The sequence below is a fragment of the Roseateles aquae genome, assembly GCF_032337115.1.
GTDB classification, from domain to species: Bacteria; Pseudomonadota; Gammaproteobacteria; order Burkholderiales; family Burkholderiaceae_C; genus Roseateles_C; species Roseateles_C aquae.
This window is the reverse complement of record NZ_JAVXZY010000001.1, coordinates 633,723-655,743: the sequence shown is the minus strand read 5'-3', so window position 1 is coordinate 655,743 and position 22,021 is coordinate 633,723. Positions and strand designations below refer to the sequence as shown.

Here is a 22,021-nt window from a genome sequence, read left to right as displayed (position 1 = left end):
TACATCTGCTGGGACGAGGCGCTCACTTCTTGTCCTTGGCAATCGAGTTCGCCACATTGGCCTGCAGCATGCGGTCGCGCTTGCGGTTCTTGGCGGCGCTCTTGCGCGGGTCTTCCGTGCGCCCCTTGCCGGGCTGGTGCGAGGTGGTTTTGCCTGTTGGCCCGGTGGTCGAATGCGAGGCACCGCGCGAATGCCCCTTGGTTTTGCGCTCCAGCTGCGCGATCTGCGCGCCCTGGGCCAGCTGGCGAGGGCTGCTGGCGTCGGCGGCCAGGCCACCTGCGTTGGCGGCAGCCGCCTGCAGCGGGGCGGCCGCCCGGGCCGGGCTTGAGAGTCTTTGCTTGCTCGTGCTCATGGTTTCTCCACCTGGGTTCTTCGCATCGCCAAAACCGCCCAGATCGTCACGACGACGAGCAGGGTCCACAGCAGGAAAGGACTTTCACGCAGCGGCTTCAGCGCCGGGTCGAAGGTGAACAGCAGACCGCCGACGGCCAGCGGCGGCAGCGCGCCCAGCGGCATATAGCGGCCCCAGCGGGCGCGCCAGGCGCAGTTCAAGGCCATGGCCAGCCAGCAGCCGGCGCCGACCATCAGCAACAGATCAAAGGCGGCACGCAGCGGCCAGCGGTGTTCACAGACCCAGCCGCGCACGGCCAGCTTGAAGTCGCTGACTGAGCCGGTCAGGAAGGCGGTGTCGAAGTTCTGATCGAAGTCGACCGGCGTCGAGACCTCCTTGATCGGCAGCGGCCAGAAGGCGACGCCGCCATAGTTGTCGTCGTAGTAGATCAGGTCGTCGCCGAACTGCTGGCCGCCCTTGCTGCGCGGCGAGACCATGGGGATCAGCTTGCGCAGAAAGATGCGCCGGTCGCCACCGCGGATGGCGGTCGATTGATCGAGCTTGATGCGCAGCGCCTTCTTGCTGTCGCCGGTGGGCTCAGACAGCGTGACGATGAAGCGCAGCGTCAGATTGGTGTTGCTCTTGTACTCGGCCGTTTCCGCATGGATACGGCCACGCAGCAGCGTCGGCTCCTCGGCCTGGCGCAGGTAGTCGAACAGATTGTCCAGCTCGAAGGCGCCTGGCGTGGCCAGTTCGCGGTCGCTGATCACCAGGTTCAGTGTGTAGTCGTTGGGGCCATTGCGCAGCGTGGCGATCAGGCCTTCGACCAGCTTTTTGTAGAAGGCATCGAACTGATCACGCCAGGCCTTGTCGCTGCGTGGTGGCAGCTTGTCGAGAAAGAGCGTGATGCCGTCGCCCATTCGCGTGGCCCGGCTCAGGCCGGGCAGCACGCCGATGATGCGCGAGGCCCAGTCGTCCAACCGCCGGTCGATCACGCCCAAGGCCCGGCCCGGCACTTCGCGGATCATCCGCTCGACCATGCTGTCGCGTTCGTTGCGGTCGGCGTTCTTCAGGAACTGCCAGTCATTGCGGTAGAGCGTGAGGTCCAGCTCGGTGCCGTGCACACGGGCCTGCTGGACGAAATCGTTGAAGCCCGGCTCCATATGCTCGGGCAGGGCCAGGCTGCCGTCGTCATTGAAGGCCAGGCCGAAGACGCTGACGCGGTGCAGGCGGCTGAAGTCGATCTTCTGCGGCTTGCCACTGGACCACCAGTCAGGAAAGAAGCCGTAGATCTGTCCGCCGATCTCCTCCTGCACGCAGCCGCAGCCCTTGCCGTCCCAGGCGATCTTCTTGTCAAAGCTGAGCAGGTACTTGCGCCCGCTGCGCTCGATCAGCCAGGCGCGCAGCTCAGGCGGCATGATGCTGGGGGCCAGGTCTTGCCAGCTGATGTCCGGCGTGGCCGGCTTCAGGCTGGCCGCTGCCACTGCCTTGGCCGGATCCGCCGCCACACGGGCGCGGCGGGCCTGGGCCTCGGCGAGGCGGCGCGGCCAGTCGGTCGGCGGGCAGGCGCGGGCAAACTCTTCGCTGCTCGGCGGCTTGACGCCCTGCTTGCCGGCGCTGACGCGGGTCAGCTCGGCAACGAACTGGCAGAGCTGGCCATCGAGGGCGGCTTCGAACAGCTGCTGGGTTGGGTACTCGACATTGAGCAGCGGGGTCAGCAGTTGCAGCAGCTGCTCGATCTGCGGTTTTTCCAGCGGCCCGGGCGCCGGCGGCGGGGCATCGGCGGCAGGGGCCGAGGCGGCCGCTGCCGCTGTTGCCGGCGCTTCGATCAGCACGCCGTTGACGCGCTCGTCTTCGGCCTGCTTGGCGGCAGCCTGCTTCAGCGCTTCCTCCTCCTCGGGGCCGGGCGTGGGCACCAGCAGCTTCAAGGTGGCAGCGTCGAGCTTGAAGACTTCGACCTGCGGCCGCCGCGGTGCCGGGACCTTGGCCTGGGCCTCGCGCGGCGAGACGGCTTTCAGCGTGGCCGTTGCTGGCGACGATGCCGCGGCGGCGGGTTTGGCGGCCTGCGCCGCGATGACGCTCAGGCTGTAGGCCTGCTGGCCTTTGCGGCCCTGATCGTCGCTGACGGTGACGGTGAAGCTGTAGTTCTTGACGACGAGCGGCTTGCCGCTCAGCTTGCCCTGTTCGTCAAGCGCCAGGCCCTCGGGCTGATCGCCGCCGCTGATCCGGTATTTGTAGGGCGGCTGGCCACCTTGCGCGCTGAGCTGGCGGCTGTAGTCCTTGCCGACAACGCCCGTAGGCAGGCGCACCGGCGGCAGATCCAGGCGCAGCGGCGGGTTGGCGGCGCAGCAGCATGCGGCCTCGCTGGCACCGGCCTGGCAGCGCGGCGTCTTCATCGATGGCAGGCTGGCGCTCTGGGCCGGGCGTGGCGGGGCCACGGGGCTGCTGCTGGCGGCGCTGTCCACGGCGCTGGCCGCGTTGGTGGCGGTGGCGGCGGCCTCGGGCTCGCTGGCGGTGGCGCTCAGGCTGGCGCCCAGCCACAGCGCCGTGGCGATCAGGCGCGGCCAGCGCGGGCGGCGGTCGTTCAGGTGAGCGGGGTTCACAGCGTTCTTCCTTCCTTGCGCAGTTCCTTGGCCAGACCGCTGCGCAGCTCGCCGATGCGCACCTGCTCGCGGCCATGGCGTACCGCGCTCAGCGCCGCATGGCGCACCACATTGGCGATGGCGCCGCCGGAGAGCTCGTAGCGCTCGGCGATCTCGTCCAGCCGCACATCGGGGGCCAGGTGTTGCCCGGCCAGCATGCCGCGCCACAGGCGCAGCCGCTGCTCGGGATCGGGCATGGGGAAATAGACCATCGATTGAAATCGTCTTGAAAAGGCTTCATCCAGATTGCCGCGCAGATTGCTGGCCAGGATGACGACACCGGGGAAGTCCTCGACCCGCTGCAGCAGATAGGCGATTTCCTGGTTGGCGTGGTGATCGTTGGCATTGCTGGCGGCGCTGCGCTTGCCGAACAGCGCATCGGCCTCGTCGAAGAACAGCACCCAGTTGCGCGTCTCGGCCTGGTCGAACACGCGGGCCAGATTCTTCTCGGTCTCGCCGATGTATTTGGACACCACCATCGAGAGATCAATCCGGTACACGTCAAGCTTCGCCTGCTGGCCGATCAGCGTGGCGGTCAGCGTCTTGCCGGTGCCGGGCGGGCCGTAGAACAGCGTGCGGTAGCCGGGCTTCAGGCTGCGCGCCAGGCCCCAGCCCTGCATCAGCGTCGGCCCGTGCTGCAGCCAGGCGCAGAGCTGGCGCACCTCGTCGAGCACCTCGGGGGCCAGCACCAGATCGTCCCAGCTCAAGGGGCTGTTGATCAACTTGGCGGGGAACTGGGCGTTGTAGTCGGGCTTGTGCCAGACCCCGGTGGAGAGCCGCTGCAGCGCCTCGGGGCTGGCCGCCAGCAGGCCGCTGAGCTGCGGCTCGCCATTGGCCGGCGCTTCCAGGCGCAGCAGGCCACGGCGGGCGAAGCCATGGCCGGGGTCGAACAGGGCCAGCAGCGCAAAGCGGCGCGCCAGCGATTCGCCGGCAATCAGGAAGGCGGCCGTCTCGCCGGTGGGGATGAAGCCGCCATGGGTCTGGCTCTTGATGCCGCCAAACTCGGTGAAGCCGCGCTCCAGGTTCTGGTTGCGCATGAAGAGCAGGTCCAGCGCGGCCGGCCGCAGATGCGGCGCCAGCGCCAGGGCCAGCAGCAGGCGTTCCTCGACGCTCAGGCTGGGCAGGCCTTGCAGCTCGGCCAGCTCGGCGTGGACGCGGGCCAGCTCGCTGCCGGCCGGCAGCGCGGGCGGCGGCAGCGTCAGCGCCAGCGGCGTCTGCTGGAAATGCTGCTCCAGGCGCGCGTTCAAGAGCTCGGCCAGCCAGTCGAGTTCGAGCTCCAGCGCCTGAGCATGCGCCGTGTCAGCGCCATTCCACATGCAGCACTCCTTGCATCCACGGCAGTTTGATGATCGAGAAGCCCCAGGGCAGGCGATCCAGCAGCATGTCAAAGGCGCGCGGCTGCACCTTGAGCCGCCAGGGCGGCGGTTCGCCGTCGCTGGCCTTCTGCCGCTCCAGCCGGCCCTCGCGTTGCAGAAAGCTTTCGCGCAGCCCGGCCACCGAGGTCTTGCCGATGGCCTTCCAGTGGGCGATCACGGCCACCAGCAAATCGGCCAGCAGCGCGTGTTCGGTGGCGCTGAGCGGTTCGCAGGCCGGCAGCAGGTCGTTCGGGGCCAGGCCGCAGAGCAGCTTGGACAAGGGCCACAGCGGCTCGCTGCTGGGCGCCTCGCCGCGCACCAAGGCCTGCAGGCACAGCACCGCGCGCGCCTGCGCCTCGGCATCGACAAACTTGCCGGCCTCGATCAGGCCCAGGTGTTTGAACAGCCGTTCGGCATAGGCGGCGAGCAGGACCTGACCCGCGTCGTCGACCCAGATCGGCGCCGCCAGCGGGCCGCGGGGGGCGGGCGCCGGCGCCTTCGCCACCGGGCGCGCTGCCGAGACCGGCTTTGGCGCGACGGCGGGCGGCGGATCGCCGGCCAGCGCGGACTCGATGGCCGCCGTCGTCAAGCCAGCGACTGCCGCCTGCGGCGCCGTCGTTGGCGCGGGTTGTGCGGTGCTGGCGTTGGCGCTGCTGGGGCGGGCCGGTGTGGTGATGGCATTCAGGTAGTGGCGCCGCAGTGCCGCTGCGTCGGGTGGGCCGGCCAGCACGAACAGGTGCTCGCAGAGCAAGGGCCACCAGGGCACAGCGGGCTGTGGTGCTCTTGCGCCGTGGCCCAGGCTTTCACCTGAGGGCGGCAATGACGGCGCAGACTGCTGCTCATCCGCCTGCGCGATTGACCTGGGCTGTGGTTGCTGAATCTCGGCCAGCAGCTGATCCAGGCCGCGCCGCAGCGAGTTGGCGCTGCTGTCGCCGAACTGCGCCGCCAGCCACCGCCAGCGCTGCGCCTCGTCAAACTGGGTACACCATTGCTGGCAGTCCTCTGGACGCTCCAGCAGTTCGGCCAGGCGCAGCCGGTCGGTCGGGCCGTAGCGACGGGCTTCGCAGTGCTGCCAGAGTTGCTGGAGCTGCTCGGCCAATGGCGCCGCGCGGGCTGGCTCGGCAGATGGCTGGTGCTCAGGCTCGTCGTTCAGCGCCTGGCTGGGGTGCTCCGTGGCAGCCTTCGGCGCGCTATCGCCCGCGCGCACATCTGCAGCGTTGCTGGCAGGCATGGCAGCCTGCGGATGGGGCAGTCCGCTGCGCGGCCAGCGCGCCTGCCAGTGGCGGCGCAGACCGGCTTCGGTGAGGGCTGCGCCGGGCAGCGCAGCCAGCAGCTCGGCCTCCTGCCACAGCCAGCGGCGCAGACCGGCATGGGTCCAGCTGGGGTCGCTTGGCGCGCCGCTGTCCGTGCTGATACCTGCAGCTTTGTCGGTCTCGCTCGTGGCGCTTGGTGCCGAGGCGGGGCCCGGGCCGGGTTGCCAGACGGCGATCAGGCCTGGCAGCCAGGGCAGGCGTTGCAGACGCAGCAGGGCGGCCTGCTCGACCGGCAGGTTCTTGCTGGGGAGCCGGGCGGAGGCTTGATCGCGCTCATGCTCGCTGGCGCTTGCGGCCGGGCCGAGCGCCTGGTCCGCGGCCGGGGCTTCCGGCCGCTGCCAGCGTGCCCAGGCGCCGTGCCAGACGGCCAGCCAGGCGCTGTGGCTGCTGGGTGCGCGACCATGCTCAAGCAGATAGGCCAGGCTGGCCTCGAGCAGCAGCGACTGCATCGTGCTCAGGCCGGGGCGTTGCTCGGCAGGACAATGGCTGAGCAGCTGCAGGGCAGTCTGGCGCAGTGAGTCAGCCCATTGCGGTGGCGCTGTCCGGTTCTGCGGCCGGGTACTGCCGGGCGCTTTGCCGGAGCTCGCCTCGCCGCGATCGGCCAGCAGCGCCAGCAGCGGCCAGCTGTGTTCGGCCGGCAGCGCCTGACTCCAGGCACGGCGGGCGGCGCGACGGCGCAACTGCTCGCGCAAGCTGTGGCGAAGCCCGGCAGGGGCCTGCCGGTGCAGCTCGGCCAGCGCGGTGCTGAAAGCGGCAAGGTCGCTGCCGGCCGGCGCTCGCCCGGCGGCCCAGGCGTCGAGTTGCTGCTGCAGTCGTCGCCAGGCCGCCTGGGCCAGGCGCGACAGGGGGGCTTCGGCCTGCCTGGTGACTGCGGGCGATGGTTCATCGTGTTCCTGCCGGGCAATGGACTCCGCCTGGCGCTCTGCTGGCGCCGCGGCTATGGCGAGCTCGGCGGTGCCCACACCGAGCAAGGCGCGCAGCATCGCCGCGGCCAGCTCAGAACCGGGCTGGCGGGGCAAGACCTGACCCTCAAGCGCTCGCTGCAGCGAGATCCATCCCGGGCCCAGCAGCTCGGCATGGCTGGCCTGCAGCTCGCCCAGCAGGCGGCGCTGTCGTGCGCCGCCTAGCGCGCCACCGCTCAGGCCCCAGAGTGCATGCAGGCCGGCCGCGCGCAGCCGCTGCTGCAGGCTTTGCACCTGGTAGGCGCTCAGGCGGCCGCGCGTTTGCAAGGGGGCCAGCCAGGCCTCGTCAAGCAGCAGCATCGCCTCGGCCAGTTCGCGGTGGCGCACGCTCAGCAGCGCCTGCAGGCCGGCGTGCGGTGCAATCAGTGCCAGCCGCGCCAGCACCGGCTCCGGTGGCATCAGTTGCTGCAGCGCCTGCCACAACCGTGGGCCGTGCTGCAAGGCCAAGCGCTCCAGCCAGCCGGCCAGATCGCGCGCCGAGCGCAGCGGCAGCCCCCAGGGCAGCAGGCCATGCTGCAGGTAGTACAGGAACTGGCCCAACTCGTGGCTGGCGCCGCTTTGCCGCCCCGCTGCCAATGGTCTGCCAGTGGCGCCACTGGCGGCGCTGGCGGCACTGCCGGCGTGAAGGCCGTGCACGCCTTGCGCGGCCAGCCTGGCCAGGCTGCGCTGCAGCGCGGCGTCGAATTGCTGCAGCCATTGCGCCGGGCTGTCCTGGACGCGCAACTGGCCGATGTCGATCTCCAGCCGGTCCACCGTCCAGACCTCGTCGGGCGGGCTGAAGGCGTCAAAACGCCTTGCCAGGCAGGGCAGGGCTTGCTGATGGATGAAGCGGCTCAGGCGTTCCTGTTGCTGCTGGGCCAGCCGTGCATGTTCAAAGCGGGCCTCCCAGCTGATTGTTTCGATGCGGTGGCTGCTGTTCATGCGCTGCTGCCAGAGGCTTCAGGGCGAGCCCACAGAGGCCGTAAAAATGCGGTGAGTGCAGCGGCCTGCTGGGCCAGCTGCTCGGTCATGGGGCCGTCCAGTGCACCGCGCTGCAGCAGCTTGCAGTGGGTTTCCTTGGCCTGCAGCCAGCCGGCATAGAGACGTTCAAACTCCGCCATGTCCTCGGCTTGCAGAAAGAATACGCGGCTTTCAAGATGGGCCGGCGCGGCCATCAGCAAGGCGTCGCGGCACAGCGCCTGGAAGCGGGCGTCGGCGCCCCGCGCGGTCCAGCCAGGCAGCAGCAGGCTGAGCTTGGCGCGGTGAAGGCCGTCGAGCCTGGTGCTGTCGTGGCCCGGGGGGCGCAGCAGCAGATGTTCGACCAGGTGCAGGCCCTCCGCATGGCGTTGCAGTGCGCAGGCCAGATGGTGCAGCTCGGTGGCCAGCTGCAAGGCCTGTTGGCTGCTGTTGACCTTTGCCAGCTGCCACTGCTGGCCGCGGCTCTCACCAGTCAGCAGCAGGCTCAATATGCCCTGATGGTGTTGCAGAACATAACGCTCGGCATAAACGGCGCTGCGCAGCAGGGCCGCCGGCAAGGGATCGCGCAGCCGGGGCAGATGGCGGCGCAGCAGTTGCCAGCTGGCACGGAGCTCGGCGCCGCGCCGCGGCGGGCGGCTGCCTGGCAGCAGATGCAGCGGCTCGTGCTGAGCATCGGCGTGGACCATGGGGGGCTCGCCGCTGGCCGGGCGGTCATCGTGGATGAGCTGCAGGCCCAGCGCCTCCAGCGCCGGCGTGAGCAGGCGTGGGAAGGGATGCGCCATGCCCAGCTGCAGCGCCAGGCGCAGCGCCAGCGGGCTGCGGTTGTCGCGCCGGCCGAGCATGGGTTGGCTGTAATCGAAGGCCGCTGCCCGGTCACGGGTCAGCAAGGGCAGCTGACGGGCGTAGCGTTGCTTGCAGCGCAGCAGATGACGCCGCCAGCTGGGGGCCGACCAATAGCAGGGCAGCCCTTGCAGCGGCTGGAAGTCCAGCCCCTCGCCATGCATGGCCAGCAGCTGGTCGAGTACGCGGGAGCGGCGCTCGATGGCATCGTCGGCGGTGGCAAACAGATCGCGCTCCAGCTGGGCGCGTGGCTGCAGATAGAGGCCCTCGCCCGGCGCTTGAGCCTGTGGCCGCGCCAGGGTGGCCATAGGGTCGGGCGCGACAGCGTCCAGCCCGGGCAATTGGGCATTGCCGGGCAGGTCCCACCAATAGCTGGGCTCCATGGCGCGGCCGATGTCAAACAGCTCGCCGAGGTGCTGGCGCTGTGCGCGGCTATGGGCCAGCCATTGCTCCAGCAGGGCCAGATAGGCATGCCATTGCAGGCGTTGCCCGCTGCTGCCGGATCGCAGTTCAAGGCTGGCGCCGTGCCGGCCAGGGTGGCGGTAGACCTCGGGCAGATGGCTGCTGGCGGCCACATACGCGGGCGGCGTGTCGCGCGCCTCGCGGGCGTCACGGCCCGGGGCGCCGGCCAGCTCGGGCAGGGCCAAGCGGCGCGGCGTGCGCCGTACGTCCTCCAACTGCTGCCAGAGCTGCTGCAGCGGCAGCTGATCGCTGCTGCCCTGGCCGCTGACCTGCCAGCCTTCCAGGTCTTCGGGTCTGCTCGGCCAGGCCAGACGCAAGGCCCAGCCCGCGCCGCGCATCGGCAGGCTGTTGGCGTCCCGCAGCAGCGGCTGCGGACCTTCGGGGTCGGTCGGATCGCCGTCCAGCGAGCTCAGCATGCGCAGCTCGGCGCTTTCCTCCAGGCGCAGCTCGTCGACGTCGAGAACGCCGACGGTGTCGCGCAGATAGAGCGCGAGGTCGTTGAACTTCAGTTCGTCGGCCTGGCAGCGTTCCAGCTCGCGGCGGCTGACCCAGCCCTGACCCATCAGCGGGCCGCTGCGGCGAGCGTCCGGCTGTTCGGCAACCGCGCGGCGCAGTGGACGGGCGGCGATGTAGTCGTCGCAGCGGGCCAGCAGTTCGGCAAGCAGTTCGGCCAGATCGCGTTGGCCGTCGACCCGCAAGCGGCAACGCAAGCTGACCCAGCGCGGCTTGAGCAACTGCTGCACATCTAGCAGGTCTTCACCGAGATTGCGTGCCGCCCAGTAGGCGCTTGTCTGGGCCAGCGCCTGCTGCTGATCGTTGACATCGGCCTGCTGGGCCTGGCGCGAGAGCTGCCACAGCCCGCTGGCGCGGCCGGCATGGTCGCGCAACGCGCGGATGCGCAGGTGGCGGGCCTCGGGCCAGAGGTCGTAAAGCCAGCGTTGGTAGTCGGCTGCCGTGCTGGGCCGGCAGGGCAGGGCGTCGCGGCGGCCATACAGCGCGTGGCGTTGCAGCGCGGCATCGCTGATGCTGGCGTTGGGGTCGTCGCCTGCGTCGTCGGCCAGCAGGCCGAGCAGCTCGGGCACGCTTTGCCGGCAGGCGAAGATGTCCTCGCTGAGTGCGTAGCAAAGCGCTTCCAGCAGCGTGACGCCGGGGTCGTGCAGGTTGTAGTCGGTCCACTGCTGGCGGCTGGCGCCCTGGGCCAGTTGCAGCGCCGCCTCGCGCAGCGCATCGAAGCCCAGCGGATCGCGCTGCTCGCGCGCGGCCGGCAGGCGCGCCAGGCGTTGCGGGGCGCTCAAGGCCCGCTGCTGAGGCAAGGGCTTGTCGCCAGGCAGCGGCAAGTCCTGCAGTGCGTGCCGGGTCTGGCTGCTCATGGCGACTCGTCGCCGCTGCCGGCGCCAAGATCAGCTTGGCGGCAATCGGCCATTTCGGGGTCGAACCACAGCCGGGTCAGCTGAACCTGGATGACTTGGTCGTCGCCGAAATTGCAGCCGGTGCGTATCTGCAGCGCATAGCTGCCGCCGCGACCGCTGCCGCCATGCCAACGCAGTTCCAGCCGGTCGCAGCGGCGACCCCACCAGGCCTGTGTCTGGCGGATGCCGCGGCGGCGGCGCCACCAGGCCAGCAGACCGAAGCTGGGATTGAAAGTGCTCAGGGCAATCGCATGCAAGAGGCCGAAATGGCCCTTGCCGTGCGGCCCGCCGGCCCCGGCGACGACTTCAAAGCCCTGGCAGCCCTGCAAGCCGCTGATCACGTCCTGCCACTTGCCATTGGCCTTGATGCGTTTGGCGGTGCTGTGGCGACCGCGGCGGCCGCTGCTGGCCACGATGCCGGCGACATCCAATGTGTCGCGCGGTTCGGCGCAGCCAATGCCCAGCCGGCCGCGGTGGTTGACCAGATCGACGTCGCCGAGTTCGGCCTTTTCCGGCGCCTCTGCCTCGGGGGCTTCCATGCCCAGCAGCGGCTGGCTCTGATCGCCGCTGCTGATGTGCAGGCGGTCGCGCGCCGGACTGAGCGCGACGCGCCACAGCGCGCGGTCGGGGAACTGATCGCGGTAGAAGCTCAGCAGCGCGTGGTGGCCAACCGGCGCGTAGATTTCCTCACCGTTCTCCGGCGTCTTGCGAAACCCCTCGTCGCTCATATTGAGCATCGAATCGATCAGCGCAGCAAAGTCGTTCTCACTCGGCAAGGCGCCGTCGCGGAACAGCTCCTTCAGTGTTTTGCGGTTTTCCAGCTGCTTCATGCCAGTGCCCTGCCAATGATGAAGCTGCCGCCCAGCGCCAGCCGGGCCAGGCCGGTGGTGCGCGGCGCCGAGGGCGGCGGCGTATCGCTGAGTTCAAGCAGGTGTTTGCGTGTCGGCAGCGCCAGGCTCCAGGGCCGCGAGGGCGTGACCAGGTTTTGCTGCGGACGCCGCGCGCTGTCGTCCAGCCTGTAGCGACCGCGGTCGTTGCGCACGATATGCAGCAGCGAAACTTCGCCCACCGCCTCGACGCCATCTTGTGCGCGCAGATAGGCCTCGACCTCATCGGCGCGCAGTTGCCAGTCGAAGCGGGCGGTGATGCCGCCTGGCCGCCAGGGCGAGAGGTAGTCGCGCAGCGCCTGGTGCAGCTGGCGCAGCCGCTCACCGGCCTGCACGCCGGTCTTGAGTTTGAGCTTGCAGCGCACCTGAATGCGGTCGTAGACGGCGTTGCGCACCAGCAGCGGCAGATCGGCGACACCGCGCCGCCGGATATAGGCCGCGATCTCGTCCAGCGTGGCGGCGTCCAGTCGCGGCGCCTCGGTGCCGTCGATCTCGCGGCCCGGCGGCAATGCCGGCACGACGACCAGCAGCACCCGGCGACGGCCCTGGCCCTCGGCGCCCAGCGGCAGGCATTTGAGCTTCTGCACCTGGGGAAAGGCCTGCAGCACCAGACGTTCGATATCCCAGGGTGTCAGCGCGCGGTCGCGGTGGCGCAGCCGCTCGGCCACCCGGGTGCGCAGCTGTGCTTCGCTCTCGGCCTCGTGAAGATCGAAGGAAGCCAGCGGCTGGCGCACACTGGCCAGGCCGGCGATGGCCGGTTGGGTGGCTTGAATGCTGTTGGCCGGCAGCACCGCTTGTGCCTCAGCACCGGCCGGGCTGACGCGCCGCGCGCTAACCGCCTGGCTCCACAGACCCTGCACCGGTGCGAGCCGCTCCAGATTGCCGCTGGCCGACAGCCGCAGCCAGAGCAAGGGGCCCTTGTCACCGGCGGGTAGCTCCGGGCAGTCGGCAGTCAGGCCTTCAGGCAGATCGAGCATCATCAGGCCGGTGCGCAGCAGGCCCTGGGTGTCGTCGAGTAGCAGCCGGTAGGGCTCGAGTTCGCGCCATTGCTGACCACACCAGGCCGCCCAGCGCAGCTGGGGGCGAGGCCGTGCCAGCGACTCGGCGGCAGCGTCGGCCTGCAGCTGGAACAGCAGACTCAGGGCGCCGCCGCTAGGGGTGCCGCTGAGGCCGATATAGAGCTGGCCGCCGCAGGGCCAATGGGCCAGCAGGTGATAACGCTGATCGGCGCCACCACGCTGCAGCTGCTGCAGGCCGAAGGGGCAGAGTTGCAGCAGCTGGCTGGCATGGCTCTGGCCGGGCAGGGTGCCGCGGTCCTGGCGCGCAGCAATGCGCTCCTCGGCGGCATAGCTGAGGCTGATCTGTTCGAGGCGCGGTGTGTAGGGTTCCTTGGGCAGCGGCTGTTGATCTTCCAGTTGCTTGATGCGGCTGTTCTGCGTCAGCCGTTCGCTCAGGAGTTGCGGATAGAGCGTGTGGCCAAAGGCGCTCTCGTCGCCCTCGAGTCGCAGCCGGAAAAAGCCCTGGCGACTGGCCAGGCTGTACTCGCTCGGGCCGGCGGCGCTGATCGGCTGATGCAGGCGCTGCAGATCGTCGCCATCGAGCGTGATGTTCTGGCGCGCGCCCTGGTCGGCGAACAGGCGCAGGCGCCCGCTGCCGTCCTGCCAGCGCCCGGCGGACAGTAGCGCCGGCCGGACCATGAAGCTGGCCTCGTCCCAGCGTCGCGGGCTGCGCTCGGCCGGATGCTTGACACCGGCGGCAGGCTCGGCATAGCCAGCATAGTGCGCGGCCAGGCCACTGCTGGGCAGCCCGGCCCATTGCAGTTGCAGACTGAGGGCGCTGAGCGGCTTGGCCGCCAGTTCGGCATTGGTGAACATCAGATAGGCGGATCGGTCGGGCAGGGGGCCAAAGGGCAGGAAGGGCTTGCTGGGGTCGAGCCGGCCGAGCTGGTTGTAGAGCTGCAACTGGCGCACGCCGCTGACACGCACCTGCAGGCGGACGGCGTCCAGCGGCAGCTGCTGCAGCAGGCTGCAGCCAAACACACGGGTCTGGCCCGACATGCGCAGCTGCAGCACCGGCAGCGCCGGCCAGCCCGCGCCATGCAAAGCGGCAGTGCAGGCCTGCACCGCCGGTGCGCCGGCCGACAGCGCCAAACGCAGCTGCAGCCGGCCGCCGGGGGATTGCGCCATGCCGCTGTCGAGCCGGCTGGTGTAGACCTCCTTGAGCGGCAGCCAGCCTTGGGCACTGCTCAGCTTGGCCAACCAGAGACCGCGAAAGACGCGATCAAAGATCAGCGAGCGCTCCATCGGCTTGTGGCCATAGATCAGCGACAGCGGGTTGTCGACCTGCACCACGGCACCGCGGTTATTGCCCAGCACCTTTTGGGCATGACGGCGCAGCGCGCGCAGATCATGCGCAGCCAACTCCTCGTCGCCAACGCTGACCCAGACCGCGAACAAGCGGCCCAGCCGCGGCCGCAGGAGCTCGGGGCGATGGGTTTCCAGACACAGTGCCAGCAGGAACGCCAGCCAGGGGCCGGTGGCGGGAAGCGTATGGTGGCGCTGCGCGCGCAATTGGGCCAGACGCAGGCTATGGCGGGCTGGACGCCGGCACAGCTGCTCCAGTCTTTCCGACAAGGGCTTGGCGTGCTCGGACAGCCTGTCCGCTGGCGGGCTCGACAGACCTTCGTAGCTGGCCAGCCGCACGAAGATTTGCAACCACAGCCGCTGAACATGAGCCAGCCTTGCATCGCGCTGGGCCGCCTGTTGCGGCGCTGGTGTGTTGTGCAGCATGGTGTCGAGATCGGCGGCGGCACGCTGCAGCTGATTGTCCTGCGCCAGTGGATGGTTGAGCTGCAGTTCGAGCAGGATCTCGCGCTCGCCCTCTTGCAGTTGCAGCAGTGGCGAGGCCAGGACCAAGCCTTGGCGGGCCTCGTCGAAACTGATGCAGGGGCCACCGCCCAGCAGCGGCCAGGCCCGTGCGCGCGGCAATGCCGCCTCTTCGGGGGTCGGTGGCCGCAACTGCAGCGCATGCGCCTCGGTGGCGTAGCCGAACTCATATTCCGGCGAGATGCGCGGATCACTTTGCAGGCGCAACGCAAGCAGTTGCTCGACCTTCAGCGTGCTGAGCAGCAATTCCTGCTCTGCGCGATAGTTCAAGGGCTGGCCCTGCTCAGTCTTGCCGCCAATGAACAGGCAGCCCTGCGGCAGCAGCACCGGGCGGCTGTGACGCGGATCGCGTTCCAGCAGCACATGGACGCGGTCGGCGCTGGCGCTCTGCGGACTGAAGCCCAGGCTGTCACGGTAGTAGTAGCGGGTCAGCCTGTCGGTGAAGGCGTCCAGCGGCCCGCGGCTGAGTTGCAGCAGCTGGGCAAAGGCCAACAGCGCCCCGAGCGCGGGATCATGGTCGCCTTGCTGCAGGCTGGCAGGCAGCAGGGTCTTGGCCAGCAGGGCCAGTTGGCGGCGCGCGCGTGCCAGGCCCAGCCAGAGCTGGCGCAGGATGCGGTCAGTATCGCCGCCGGGAGGCTGTTGGTCGACGGCGGGCAGGTGCTTGCTGCTGATGCGGCTCCTCAGCATGGGCAGGCCGTTGCCACCATCCGCGCTGAAGCGGTGCAGCAGTAGCAGCAGCAGACGTCCCAGCTCGCCGTCGAGCTGCCCTTGCAGCAACTGCAGCAGGCGCGCCGCCGCTGGGCTGCCACCGGCCTCGTTGCTTGGCGCAGCGGCGTGTTGCTCCATCCGTGCGCACCAGCCGTCCAACTGTTCGGCCAGGCGGCGGCAGTAGTGCCATTGCTGCCGGTCCGACAGCCGCGCCCAGATCGCCATCACCCGGCCCTCTTCGGCCAACGCCGGGCAGGCCGCCATCTCCGCCAGCAGCAGGCTCAAATCCTGATCCAGCACCTCGCCCCAGTCGCCCTGCTGCAGGCCCATATCGTCGACAAAGCGCAGCCTGCGCGCCAGCTCCAGCGTCAGGCGCAAACGGGTGGCCAGATCAAGCTCATCGGGGCGCAGATAGGGGGGCGACAGCGCCGGGTCAAGCGGCGGGGCCAGGCGTTCGTCTTGTTGGGTACCGGGGTGCATGATGTTCGCCTTCGGCTCAGCCTGCACTGACCGGGTGGCTGGCCTGGTCGAGGTAGAGCGGGTAGACGAGGTTGTGGCGGGTGTTGGTGGTGCGGATGCGGTAGTCCAGCAGCAGCTGCACCAGCCCCCAGTTCTCGGCCGAAATATGGGCCTCGATCTGCAACACCTCGACGCGCGGTTCGAAGAACAGGATGGCCTTCTTCAACATGTCCTTCAGCTCGGTCAGCAACTGCTCGTTGGCACCCTCGAAGACCAGCCGGTGCAGCGTTGTGCCGTAGGCCGGCTGCATCACCCGCTCGCCACAGCGCGTGGCCAGCAGCAGGCGCAGGCTCTCCTCGATATCGGCCTCGTTCTCCACCATCACCAGGCGCTTGCCGCCGTCAAAGCGCGGCGGAAAGCTCCAGCCTCGGCCCAGGAAGCTCATCTGCATGCTCCTTGTCGCGTAGCGCTTTGCGGCCGGAATCTGCGCCACGTTTCGATCCAGCGGCACCCGAGGATCCGGCTTTGCCGGTCCTGCGGGTGTGCCCCCTTCGAGGGGGCTGAGGCTGGACACAAAGGCCTTGGCGTTTGTGCCTGCCGAAGGGCCTTGCCGCTGGCAAGGCGCGGCTGGCGGAGCCGCGTAGCGCGTAGGGGGTGGGTCATCCCTAGCCTCCTATGAGTACGGTGAAGCAGCCAAGCACGATGGAGCCGCCATGTGCCGTGCTGTCTCCGATGCGGGCCGCGGGCTTGCCGCCGATCATCACTGTGGCCGATCCCATGACGATCACGTCGGGCGGGCCGACGCAGACGGCGTTGTCGCCGAGCACGGCGGCTGGCAGCTTGCCGATCAGCACCGTGGGCACGCCGGGGCCGATCACCGGGCCGCCGACATGCGGAATCGGCGGCAGGCCCGGGGTCTGCATCGGGCAGGTGTGCATGTCGGTGAGGCGGGCGGCGGGGGGCATGGTGTTGGGCTCGCGCTGGCTTCAGTTGATCATCACCATCGCGCCCTTGACCGTGGTCTGGCCCGAGGCGGAGAGTTCGGCGGTGGCGCTGCCCTTGCCGGTGAAGCCGACCTGGGCCTCGCAGGCGATGTTCAGGCCGGCGGCCTTGACGTCGGCCTTGGAGCTGATGGAAATGGCATTGACCGCGTCCAGCGTGATGCCGCCCTTGGCGGTCAGTTTGATGTCCTTGGGACTGTCCAGCGCGATGCCACTCTCACTGAGCTTGATGCTGTTGCCGTTCTGGTCCTGCACCAGGATGCTCTTGTCCTTGTCATCCAACACCAGCTTGTTGTTCGCCGGCGTGGTGACGGTGATGATCTTGTCTTCCTCATTGAATTCGATCTTGTGCTTGCAGCGGGTGACGATGGCCTTGGTGTTGTTCGCCGCTTCAAGTGCATAGGGGCTGACCTGCTTGCTGCTGTAGAGGCTGCCGAGCACGACCGGGCAACTCGGATCGCCGTTCAGATAGCCGACCAACACCTCATCGCTGACCTCGGGCAGGAATAGGGCGCCGAAGCTGTTTGAGGCATACAGCTGCAGCAGCCTGGCCCAGACGCCTTCGGTGGCATTGCTCAGGCTGGGCAGCTTGATCTGAATGCGGCTCTCACCGGCGGGGTCGCCGTCGAGCTTCATCACGACGCCGATTTGCAGGCCGCTGACGCCGGGCAGCTGCCCGCTGGCGAGCGGCGCGACAACGTCGGGGCGTTCGACCAGCCAGTTCGGGTCCAGCCCGAACTCGGCCTCGCTGATCCAGTTGCCGTCGACCATCTCGTGCTGCACGGCGCTGACATAGACATCGCCGTTGAAGCGGTTGCCGACGCCGGCCAGCGTGATCAAGCTGCCGGGCAGGGCGGCGGCAGTACCCTGAAAGCTCATGCGGCCACGCACGCGCGCCAGGCCGGCCTTGAGCTGCACCGCTTTGGCCCATTGGTCGAGCAGTGCGCTATCGCTGCTGGCTGGGCTTTGCAGCAGCACGGTGGCTGGCGAGGCCACCGCGGCCAGGGTGGCGCTGTCCAGATCACCCTGGCTGTTCAGTGTCAGCGGTTCGGCTGAGGCACCTTGTACCAGCGCCTGTTGCGCCGGGTCCCAGCCCTGTGCCTGTACGGCTGTCCACTGGCTGCGCGCATCGATATCGGCATGCAGTTCGAACAGGTTGTCGCCCCAGGTCAGGGTCAGCACCGGCGCGGCATCGACAGCGGGCGCCTTGACGCTGACAGCGCCGCCGCTTACGTTGACCACGAGGCCGAGCAACTCGGCGCGGGCCAGCATGAAGTCCCAGTCGCTGCAGTAGTACTGCACCAATTCCTTGTGCGTGATGGCGGTGCTGCTGACGGTGGCGCTCAGGCCGGCGTCACTGATCAGCGTCTGGATGATGTCGCTGTCCTTTTTGTCGACGTAGTTGGCGTTTCGGCGCCCCAGCGTCATCTTGCAGGCCTTGTCGCGGCACTCGACGATCAAACGGCTGTAGTTGTTGCCGGTGATCTTGTAGCCATGGCGGACGACGATGCCGCTGAACACCTCGGTGTCCTGGTTGGCATAGCCCGCGTTGATCTTGACTTCAGTGCCGGGCTTGAACAGTTCACCGTCGCTCAGCGGGCTGCACTTGTTCGGCATGTCACCGTCTTCGATCACCAGGCGGGCCCAGGGTACGGCATTGAGCGCCAGTCGGATGCTGCAGCTGATGACAGGCAGGCTGGGCTGCTCATCACCGTTGCAAGAGACGAGCAGACGAAGCACGCCCTCAGTGGAGGCTGTTGAAGGCATGGCGCGGTCTCCTGCGGTGGCTCATTCCAATGGTGGGAAATGCAGGCGTTGCCCGGGCATGAGCCGGCGGAACTCGGCCAGCCCGTTGTGGCGCGCGACAGCGGTGTAGTAGCGGCTGTCGCCATAGATGCGCAGGCACAACAAGGGCAGCGTGTCACCGTCACGCACCTCAACGACGTGGCTCAAATCCGGGCTGGACTTGTTGGCCGCCAGTTCAGTGGACTGTGAAGAGCTGGAACCTAGGAACTCCAGGTCCAGCTTTGCCCGCAGTGGCACGCCACTGGGCTTGAACACCAAGTAGTCGGACTTGAAGGTCTGCAACCTGCCATAGAAGACCAGCTTGCCCCAGAGCAATTGCACATAGGGCGGCTCATGCATTTCTCCGTCATAGTTGTAGATGATTTCGCTGATTGCATCGATTTGATCGGCCACCTCCAGCGGCGTGTTGAAACCTTGCAGCCTGGGTACGACCCCGGTTCCGTCAAGCACCGCAGAAAAGCTGACGGTCTCCGGGCCCATGGCCTTGTACTTGAGCGTGCTTCGAGGAGCGCCCAGGGGGACTTTGGTGTTGTAGCAAATCGAGCGCGAATGCTTGAAGTCGCTCGGGTTGATCTGCAGCTGATAGCTCTTGCCGCTGATGACGGTGTAGCTGCCAGCGCGTTCGTCAGCATTGCAGGCGCTCAGAGTGAGCGGCTGTTTCATGCCCGAGGCTGTCAAGGCGGCTGCTGAGGTGGCCATGGAAGAGGTCCGTTAGGTGGGGGCTCAGGCGTTTCAGCGCTCGCGCAGCTGCTGCAGCTGTGCCAGCAGCCAGACCCGGCACTCGGCCAGAATCTCTTCCTTCAGTTGCTCGCGCGCCTCAAAGTCGTCGCCACTGCCATCGCCAGCTGCAGCGGGCTTGTTCGTCTCGCTGGCTTGTGCCCCGGCCTTGCCGCTGTCCTTCTGGTCCAGGACGGTGGACTTCAAATGAAGCTGGCGTACTTCCAGAGTCATAGCATCCTCACGCAGCTTGTGTACTGCAAGTCGATCTGTTCGATCGCCATGTCGTTCTTGGTCGAAGCGAAGCTGTCGAACTCCCAGCTGATCGGGTAGGCGTCGCCCAGCAGCCAGGCACGCAGTGGCAGCCCATCCGGGTCAAGCAGCTTGACCAGAATTGGCAAGGGCTGGATGCGAAGCGCCAGCCCGACCTGCAGTGTCGCCATGCACCATTGCATCAGTGGTGAGCTGATCGGCGCGATGCCACGCTTCAAGCTCAGCGTGCCTTGCTTGACGCCTCTGGGCAGCGGCAGCCGGTAGCCGCTCTCGGAGACCTCGCGCAGCTCGTCGGTCTCAAGGCTCTGGGTCAGCCCTGACACCTCCTGGAAGGAGCTATCGATACCGGCCGGTACAAGCCCGATATTGACCGAGAAGTGGAAGGCAACCGGCGGCGCTTCCCAGAGGCCCAACGCCTTGGCAGATAGCAAGTCGTAGGCGCTCATGGGGCGATCAGCTGTTGGCGATGGTCAGGCCTTCGTGGGCGATCTCGATGGTTTCGACCGCCACCTCGTTGCCCTCGGACTTCAGATCGGTGCCGGTGACCTTGGTCGGCCAGGCATTGGTCAGCGTCCACACCATCGTCGGCTTGCCTTCCTCGTCGAGCAGGCTGATCGTGACCGGTACCCGCTTGATGGTGTTCATCTTGATCTGGTTGAACCAGTCCCAGAACTTGTTGTCCGACTTGAAGACGCCCTTCTTCATCGTGACATTGCCGTACTTCTTCAGCCCTGGCATCTTGATCGCCGAGAACACCGGGCTGTCGCCGTGGCGGTACTCGATCGGTTGGGCTTCGACATCGAGGCCGGAGACCTCTTCGAAGGACATCACCGCCGAGTCCCACTTCACCTGGAAGTGGAACTTGGGCAGCGGCCAGACATTGGTGGATTGCTTGGAGCCGTCGTCAGCCATGGTATTTCTCCGTTAACTCAATTGCTGTGCGGGTGGATCTGCGCAGAGGCTGGGTACTTTTGTAGCGAGCGGCCGCCAGGCCAGGCGGACGGAGCGCAGGAACCGCAACGTACTTGGGGTACGTGAGGATTCCGAGCATCCGGCCAACGCCGCATGGCGGTCGCGCAGTAAAAAGGACTCAGCCGCTCAAGACTTGGGCATCTGCTGCTGGAACGTGATCTCGATGAACTCGGCCGGTCTGACCATGGCCACCAGCACGGTGACACGCAGAATGCCTTCGAGGATGTCGTTGGGCGTCATCGTTTCGCCCAGGCCCACGTGGACGCTGAAGGCATCCTCGGGCACGGCGCCCATCAGGCCGCCACGCTTCCAGACGCTGGTCAGGAAGTTGGCGATCATGCTCTTGATGGTCACCCAGGTGTTGGCGGTGTTGGGCTCGAAGACCATGGCCTTGGCGGCCAAGCGGCAGCTCTCTTCCAGCATGATCATCGTGCGGCGCACATTGATGTAGCGCCAGTCCAGGCTGTTGCCGTCCAGTGTCCGTGCCCCCCAGACCAGCACACCTTCGCCGATGAAGGCACGGATCGCATTGATCGACTTGCCTTGGGCGCTGACGTTCAGGTCCTCCTGCTGCTCATGCGAGATGCTGACCGTCGGCGAGATCACGCCGTTCAGGCTCACATTGGCCGGTGCCTTCCAGACACCGCGGGTGTTGTCCACCATGGTGTAGATGCCGGCCATGGCGCTGCTCGGCGGCATCACATTGAGCTGGCGGCGCACCTCGGTCAGCACTGCCTTGAAGACGTTGCTGGCATTGACCAGGGTCTTGTTCAGCAGCTCGCGACGGACCTTGACGCCATCGGCCAGCGCCGCACTGGACAGCGGGTTGTCGTAGCTGACGTCCCAGGCCTTGGCGGCGGTCTCGGCCTGCTCGGCGGCGGCGGCGTCAGTCAGGTCGGCATCGGCGGCCTTGGCCTTGGTGACGAAATCGTCGATGAAGGCCTTGCGGGCATCGGTGCGGGCCTTGTCGGCGTCTGCCTTGGCCTGGGCCTGGGCATCGTCAAAGGTCTTCAGTGCAGCGGCAATCTCATCGGCCGACTTCTTGGCTGCCTTGGCCTCGCTCTCGACCTTGGCCCGCGCCGCCGTGCTCTGCTTGGCGGCGGCGTCGTCACGCTGCTTGCGCGCTTCGGCAATGACGATGGGCGTGAAATCGGTCTTCAGCTTGGCAACTTCGTCCCACATCGCGCGGGCCTTGGGCTTCTCGGCGCCAGGGCGATCGGCTGGCAGGTTCAATTCGGCGCGCAGCAGCGTGCACAGCAAATCCAGGCTGTCCGGGGCGATGTTCTCGTAGTCAACTTCCTTCTCACCGACCACCGAGGTGTTCAGCCAGGGGTAGTAGGCCGCGGCGAAGTCGAGGAAGTTGATGCCCAGGCTGTCGCGGAAAGCCGCAACCGGATCGCCGGGCGGGTACTCGCGCGGCTTGTCGCCGTTGTAGACATCAAGAATCGCGACACGATTCTTCATCTCGTAGCCGCAGTGATTGAGCATGGCCTGCTGGATGTCCTTGCAGGTGTTGGCGTCCTCAAAGCGCACCGCCTCAGGGGCCAGCAGCATCGTCGGCTCCTGCTCCTTCTTCAGCGCGTCGATGCCTTTTTGGAACAGGTCCGGGTCCAGCTCCTGCTTGTAGCTACCGATCGAGACGACATAGCAGCGTCCGCCGCCGTTTTGGAAGAAGTGGCGCAGCGCGTTGTACAGACCGAAGTCATGGCCGGCCACACCCTTGACCTGGGCCAGCTTGTAGCCCTTCTTGCTCGACGGCGTGTCGGGCTCGCTGAGTGCCTGGAATTGCGCGTCCAGTGGATCGGCTTCTTCGCTCAGCGCAAAGCGCGGTTTCGGCGGGCCGCCAAAGTACTGGTGGTACTCGGCCATCGAACTGATCGGCCAGGGCCGCAGTGACAACGGGGTGTTGTGGTTGTCGGCGAACTCGGTGTGGCCGACAAAGGCCGGCACCGCCGTGGCCACCTCGACCACGGAGTTCGGAAAGGCGTTCTTTTCGACGATATAGACGCCCGGCGTCTTCATTACAGCCATCGCAATTCTCC

The 22,021-nt window shown here is 67.7% G+C and carries 15 protein-coding genes and 1 other RNA gene; all 16 read right to left on the bottom strand.

What is annotated here, in order from left to right; translation table 11 throughout:
- Nucleotides 1-22: 22 nt before the first annotated feature.
- The 16 genes from RQP53_RS02860 to RQP53_RS02785 all read right to left on the bottom strand — a co-directional run bounded on the left by RQP53_RS02860 (nt 23) and on the right by RQP53_RS02785 (nt 22,010).
- Nucleotides 23-352, bottom strand: a complete 330-nt coding sequence (locus RQP53_RS02860; protein ID WP_315648524.1) for a hypothetical protein — start codon at nt 350-352, stop codon at nt 23-25.
- Nucleotides 349-2,934, bottom strand: coding sequence for an Ig domain-containing protein (locus RQP53_RS02855; RefSeq protein WP_315648523.1), 2,586 nt, complete (start codon nt 2,932-2,934; stop codon nt 349-351). Before RQP53_RS02855 ends, RQP53_RS02860 begins: the two co-directional genes overlap by 4 nt.
- A complete protein-coding gene (locus RQP53_RS02850; protein WP_315648522.1) occupies nt 2,931-4,289 on the bottom strand; it encodes an ATP-binding protein in 1,359 nt (452 codons plus the stop codon). Before RQP53_RS02850 ends, RQP53_RS02855 begins: the two co-directional genes overlap by 4 nt.
- On the bottom strand, nt 4,273-7,524 hold the full coding sequence (locus RQP53_RS02845; RefSeq protein WP_315648521.1) for a contractile injection system tape measure protein: 3,252 nt from the start codon (nt 7,522-7,524) through the stop codon (nt 4,273-4,275). Before RQP53_RS02845 ends, RQP53_RS02850 begins: the two co-directional genes overlap by 17 nt.
- A complete protein-coding gene (locus RQP53_RS02840; RefSeq protein ID WP_315648520.1) occupies nt 7,521-10,232 on the bottom strand; it encodes a hypothetical protein in 2,712 nt (903 codons plus the stop codon). Before RQP53_RS02840 ends, RQP53_RS02845 begins: the two co-directional genes overlap by 4 nt.
- Nucleotides 10,229-11,101: a hypothetical protein gene (locus tag RQP53_RS02835; RefSeq protein WP_315648519.1), complete on the bottom strand. Its 873-nt coding sequence runs from the start codon at nt 11,099-11,101 to the stop codon at nt 10,229-10,231. The genes RQP53_RS02840 and RQP53_RS02835 overlap by 4 nt, the downstream gene beginning before the upstream one ends.
- Nucleotides 11,098-15,231, bottom strand: a complete 4,134-nt coding sequence (locus RQP53_RS02830; RefSeq protein ID WP_315648518.1) for a baseplate J/gp47 family protein — start codon at nt 15,229-15,231, stop codon at nt 11,098-11,100. Before RQP53_RS02830 ends, RQP53_RS02835 begins: the two co-directional genes overlap by 4 nt.
- 16 nt (nt 15,232-15,247) lie before the next feature.
- Nucleotides 15,248-15,655 (bottom strand): GPW/gp25 family protein, encoded by a 408-nt coding sequence (locus tag RQP53_RS02825; protein ID WP_315648517.1) that lies wholly within the window; start codon nt 15,653-15,655, stop codon nt 15,248-15,250.
- 220 nt (nt 15,656-15,875) lie between these two features.
- The gene (locus RQP53_RS02820) at nt 15,876-16,175 is read right to left on the bottom strand and encodes a PAAR domain-containing protein (RefSeq protein WP_315648516.1); all 300 of its coding nucleotides are present in this window, start codon (nt 16,173-16,175) and stop codon (nt 15,876-15,878) included.
- Between the two features lie 21 nt (nt 16,176-16,196).
- On the bottom strand, nt 16,197-17,978 hold the full coding sequence (gene vgrG, locus RQP53_RS02815; RefSeq protein ID WP_315648515.1) for a type VI secretion system tip protein VgrG: 1,782 nt from the start codon (nt 17,976-17,978) through the stop codon (nt 16,197-16,199).
- A gap of 21 nt (nt 17,979-17,999) precedes the next feature.
- Complete coding sequence (locus RQP53_RS02810; protein ID WP_315648514.1) at nt 18,000-18,680, bottom strand: CIS tube protein; 681 nt, start codon at nt 18,678-18,680, stop codon at nt 18,000-18,002.
- 69 nt (nt 18,681-18,749) lie between these two features.
- Nucleotides 18,750-18,968 (bottom strand): DUF5908 family protein, encoded by a 219-nt coding sequence (locus RQP53_RS02805; RefSeq protein ID WP_315648513.1) that lies wholly within the window; start codon nt 18,966-18,968, stop codon nt 18,750-18,752.
- Nucleotides 18,965-19,453, bottom strand: a complete 489-nt coding sequence (locus tag RQP53_RS02800; RefSeq protein ID WP_315648512.1) for a phage tail protein — start codon at nt 19,451-19,453, stop codon at nt 18,965-18,967. The genes RQP53_RS02805 and RQP53_RS02800 overlap by 4 nt, the downstream gene beginning before the upstream one ends.
- Nucleotides 19,454-19,460: 7 nt before the next feature.
- A complete protein-coding gene (locus RQP53_RS02795) occupies nt 19,461-19,919 on the bottom strand; it encodes a phage tail protein (protein WP_315648511.1) in 459 nt (152 codons plus the stop codon).
- A 47-nt stretch (nt 19,920-19,966) separates the two neighbouring features.
- A non-coding RNA gene (locus RQP53_RS02790) (sX9 sRNA) lies at nt 19,967-20,043 on the bottom strand.
- A 62-nt stretch (nt 20,044-20,105) separates the two neighbouring features.
- Entirely contained in the window at nt 20,106-22,010 is a 1,905-nt protein-coding gene (locus RQP53_RS02785) for a phage tail sheath family protein (protein WP_315648510.1), read from the bottom strand.
- Nucleotides 22,011-22,021: the final 11 nt, after the last annotated feature.

Bases quoted from the DNA above. Each gene is read 5' to 3' on its own strand.
- RQP53_RS02860 (WP_315648524.1), bottom strand. From the start codon at position 352: ATGAGCACGAGCAAGCAAAGACTCTCAAGCCCGGCCCGGGCGGCCGCC.
- RQP53_RS02850 (WP_315648522.1), bottom strand. From the start codon at position 4,289: ATGTGGAATGGCGCTGACACGGCGCATGCTCAGGCGCTGGAGCTCGAA.
- RQP53_RS02845 (WP_315648521.1), bottom strand. From the start codon at position 7,524: ATGAACAGCAGCCACCGCATCGAAACAATCAGCTGGGAGGCCCGCTTT.
- RQP53_RS02840 (WP_315648520.1), bottom strand. From the start codon at position 10,232: ATGAGCAGCCAGACCCGGCACGCACTGCAGGACTTGCCGCTGCCTGGC.
- RQP53_RS02835 (WP_315648519.1), bottom strand. From the start codon at position 11,101: ATGAAGCAGCTGGAAAACCGCAAAACACTGAAGGAGCTGTTCCGCGAC.
- RQP53_RS02830 (WP_315648518.1), bottom strand. From the start codon at position 15,231: ATGCACCCCGGTACCCAACAAGACGAACGCCTGGCCCCGCCGCTTGAC.
- RQP53_RS02825 (WP_315648517.1), bottom strand. From the start codon at position 15,655: ATGAGCTTCCTGGGCCGAGGCTGGAGCTTTCCGCCGCGCTTTGACGGC.
- RQP53_RS02820 (WP_315648516.1), bottom strand. From the start codon at position 16,175: ATGCCCCCCGCCGCCCGCCTCACCGACATGCACACCTGCCCGATGCAG.
- vgrG (WP_315648515.1), bottom strand. From the start codon at position 17,978: ATGCCTTCAACAGCCTCCACTGAGGGCGTGCTTCGTCTGCTCGTCTCT.
- RQP53_RS02810 (WP_315648514.1), bottom strand. From the start codon at position 18,680: ATGAAACAGCCGCTCACTCTGAGCGCCTGCAATGCTGACGAACGCGCT.
- RQP53_RS02805 (WP_315648513.1), bottom strand. From the start codon at position 18,968: ATGACTCTGGAAGTACGCCAGCTTCATTTGAAGTCCACCGTCCTGGAC.
- RQP53_RS02800 (WP_315648512.1), bottom strand. From the start codon at position 19,453: ATGAGCGCCTACGACTTGCTATCTGCCAAGGCGTTGGGCCTCTGGGAA.
- RQP53_RS02795 (WP_315648511.1), bottom strand. From the start codon at position 19,919: ATGGCTGACGACGGCTCCAAGCAATCCACCAATGTCTGGCCGCTGCCC.
- RQP53_RS02785 (WP_315648510.1), bottom strand. From the start codon at position 22,010: ATGGCTGTAATGAAGACGCCGGGCGTCTATATCGTCGAAAAGAACGCC.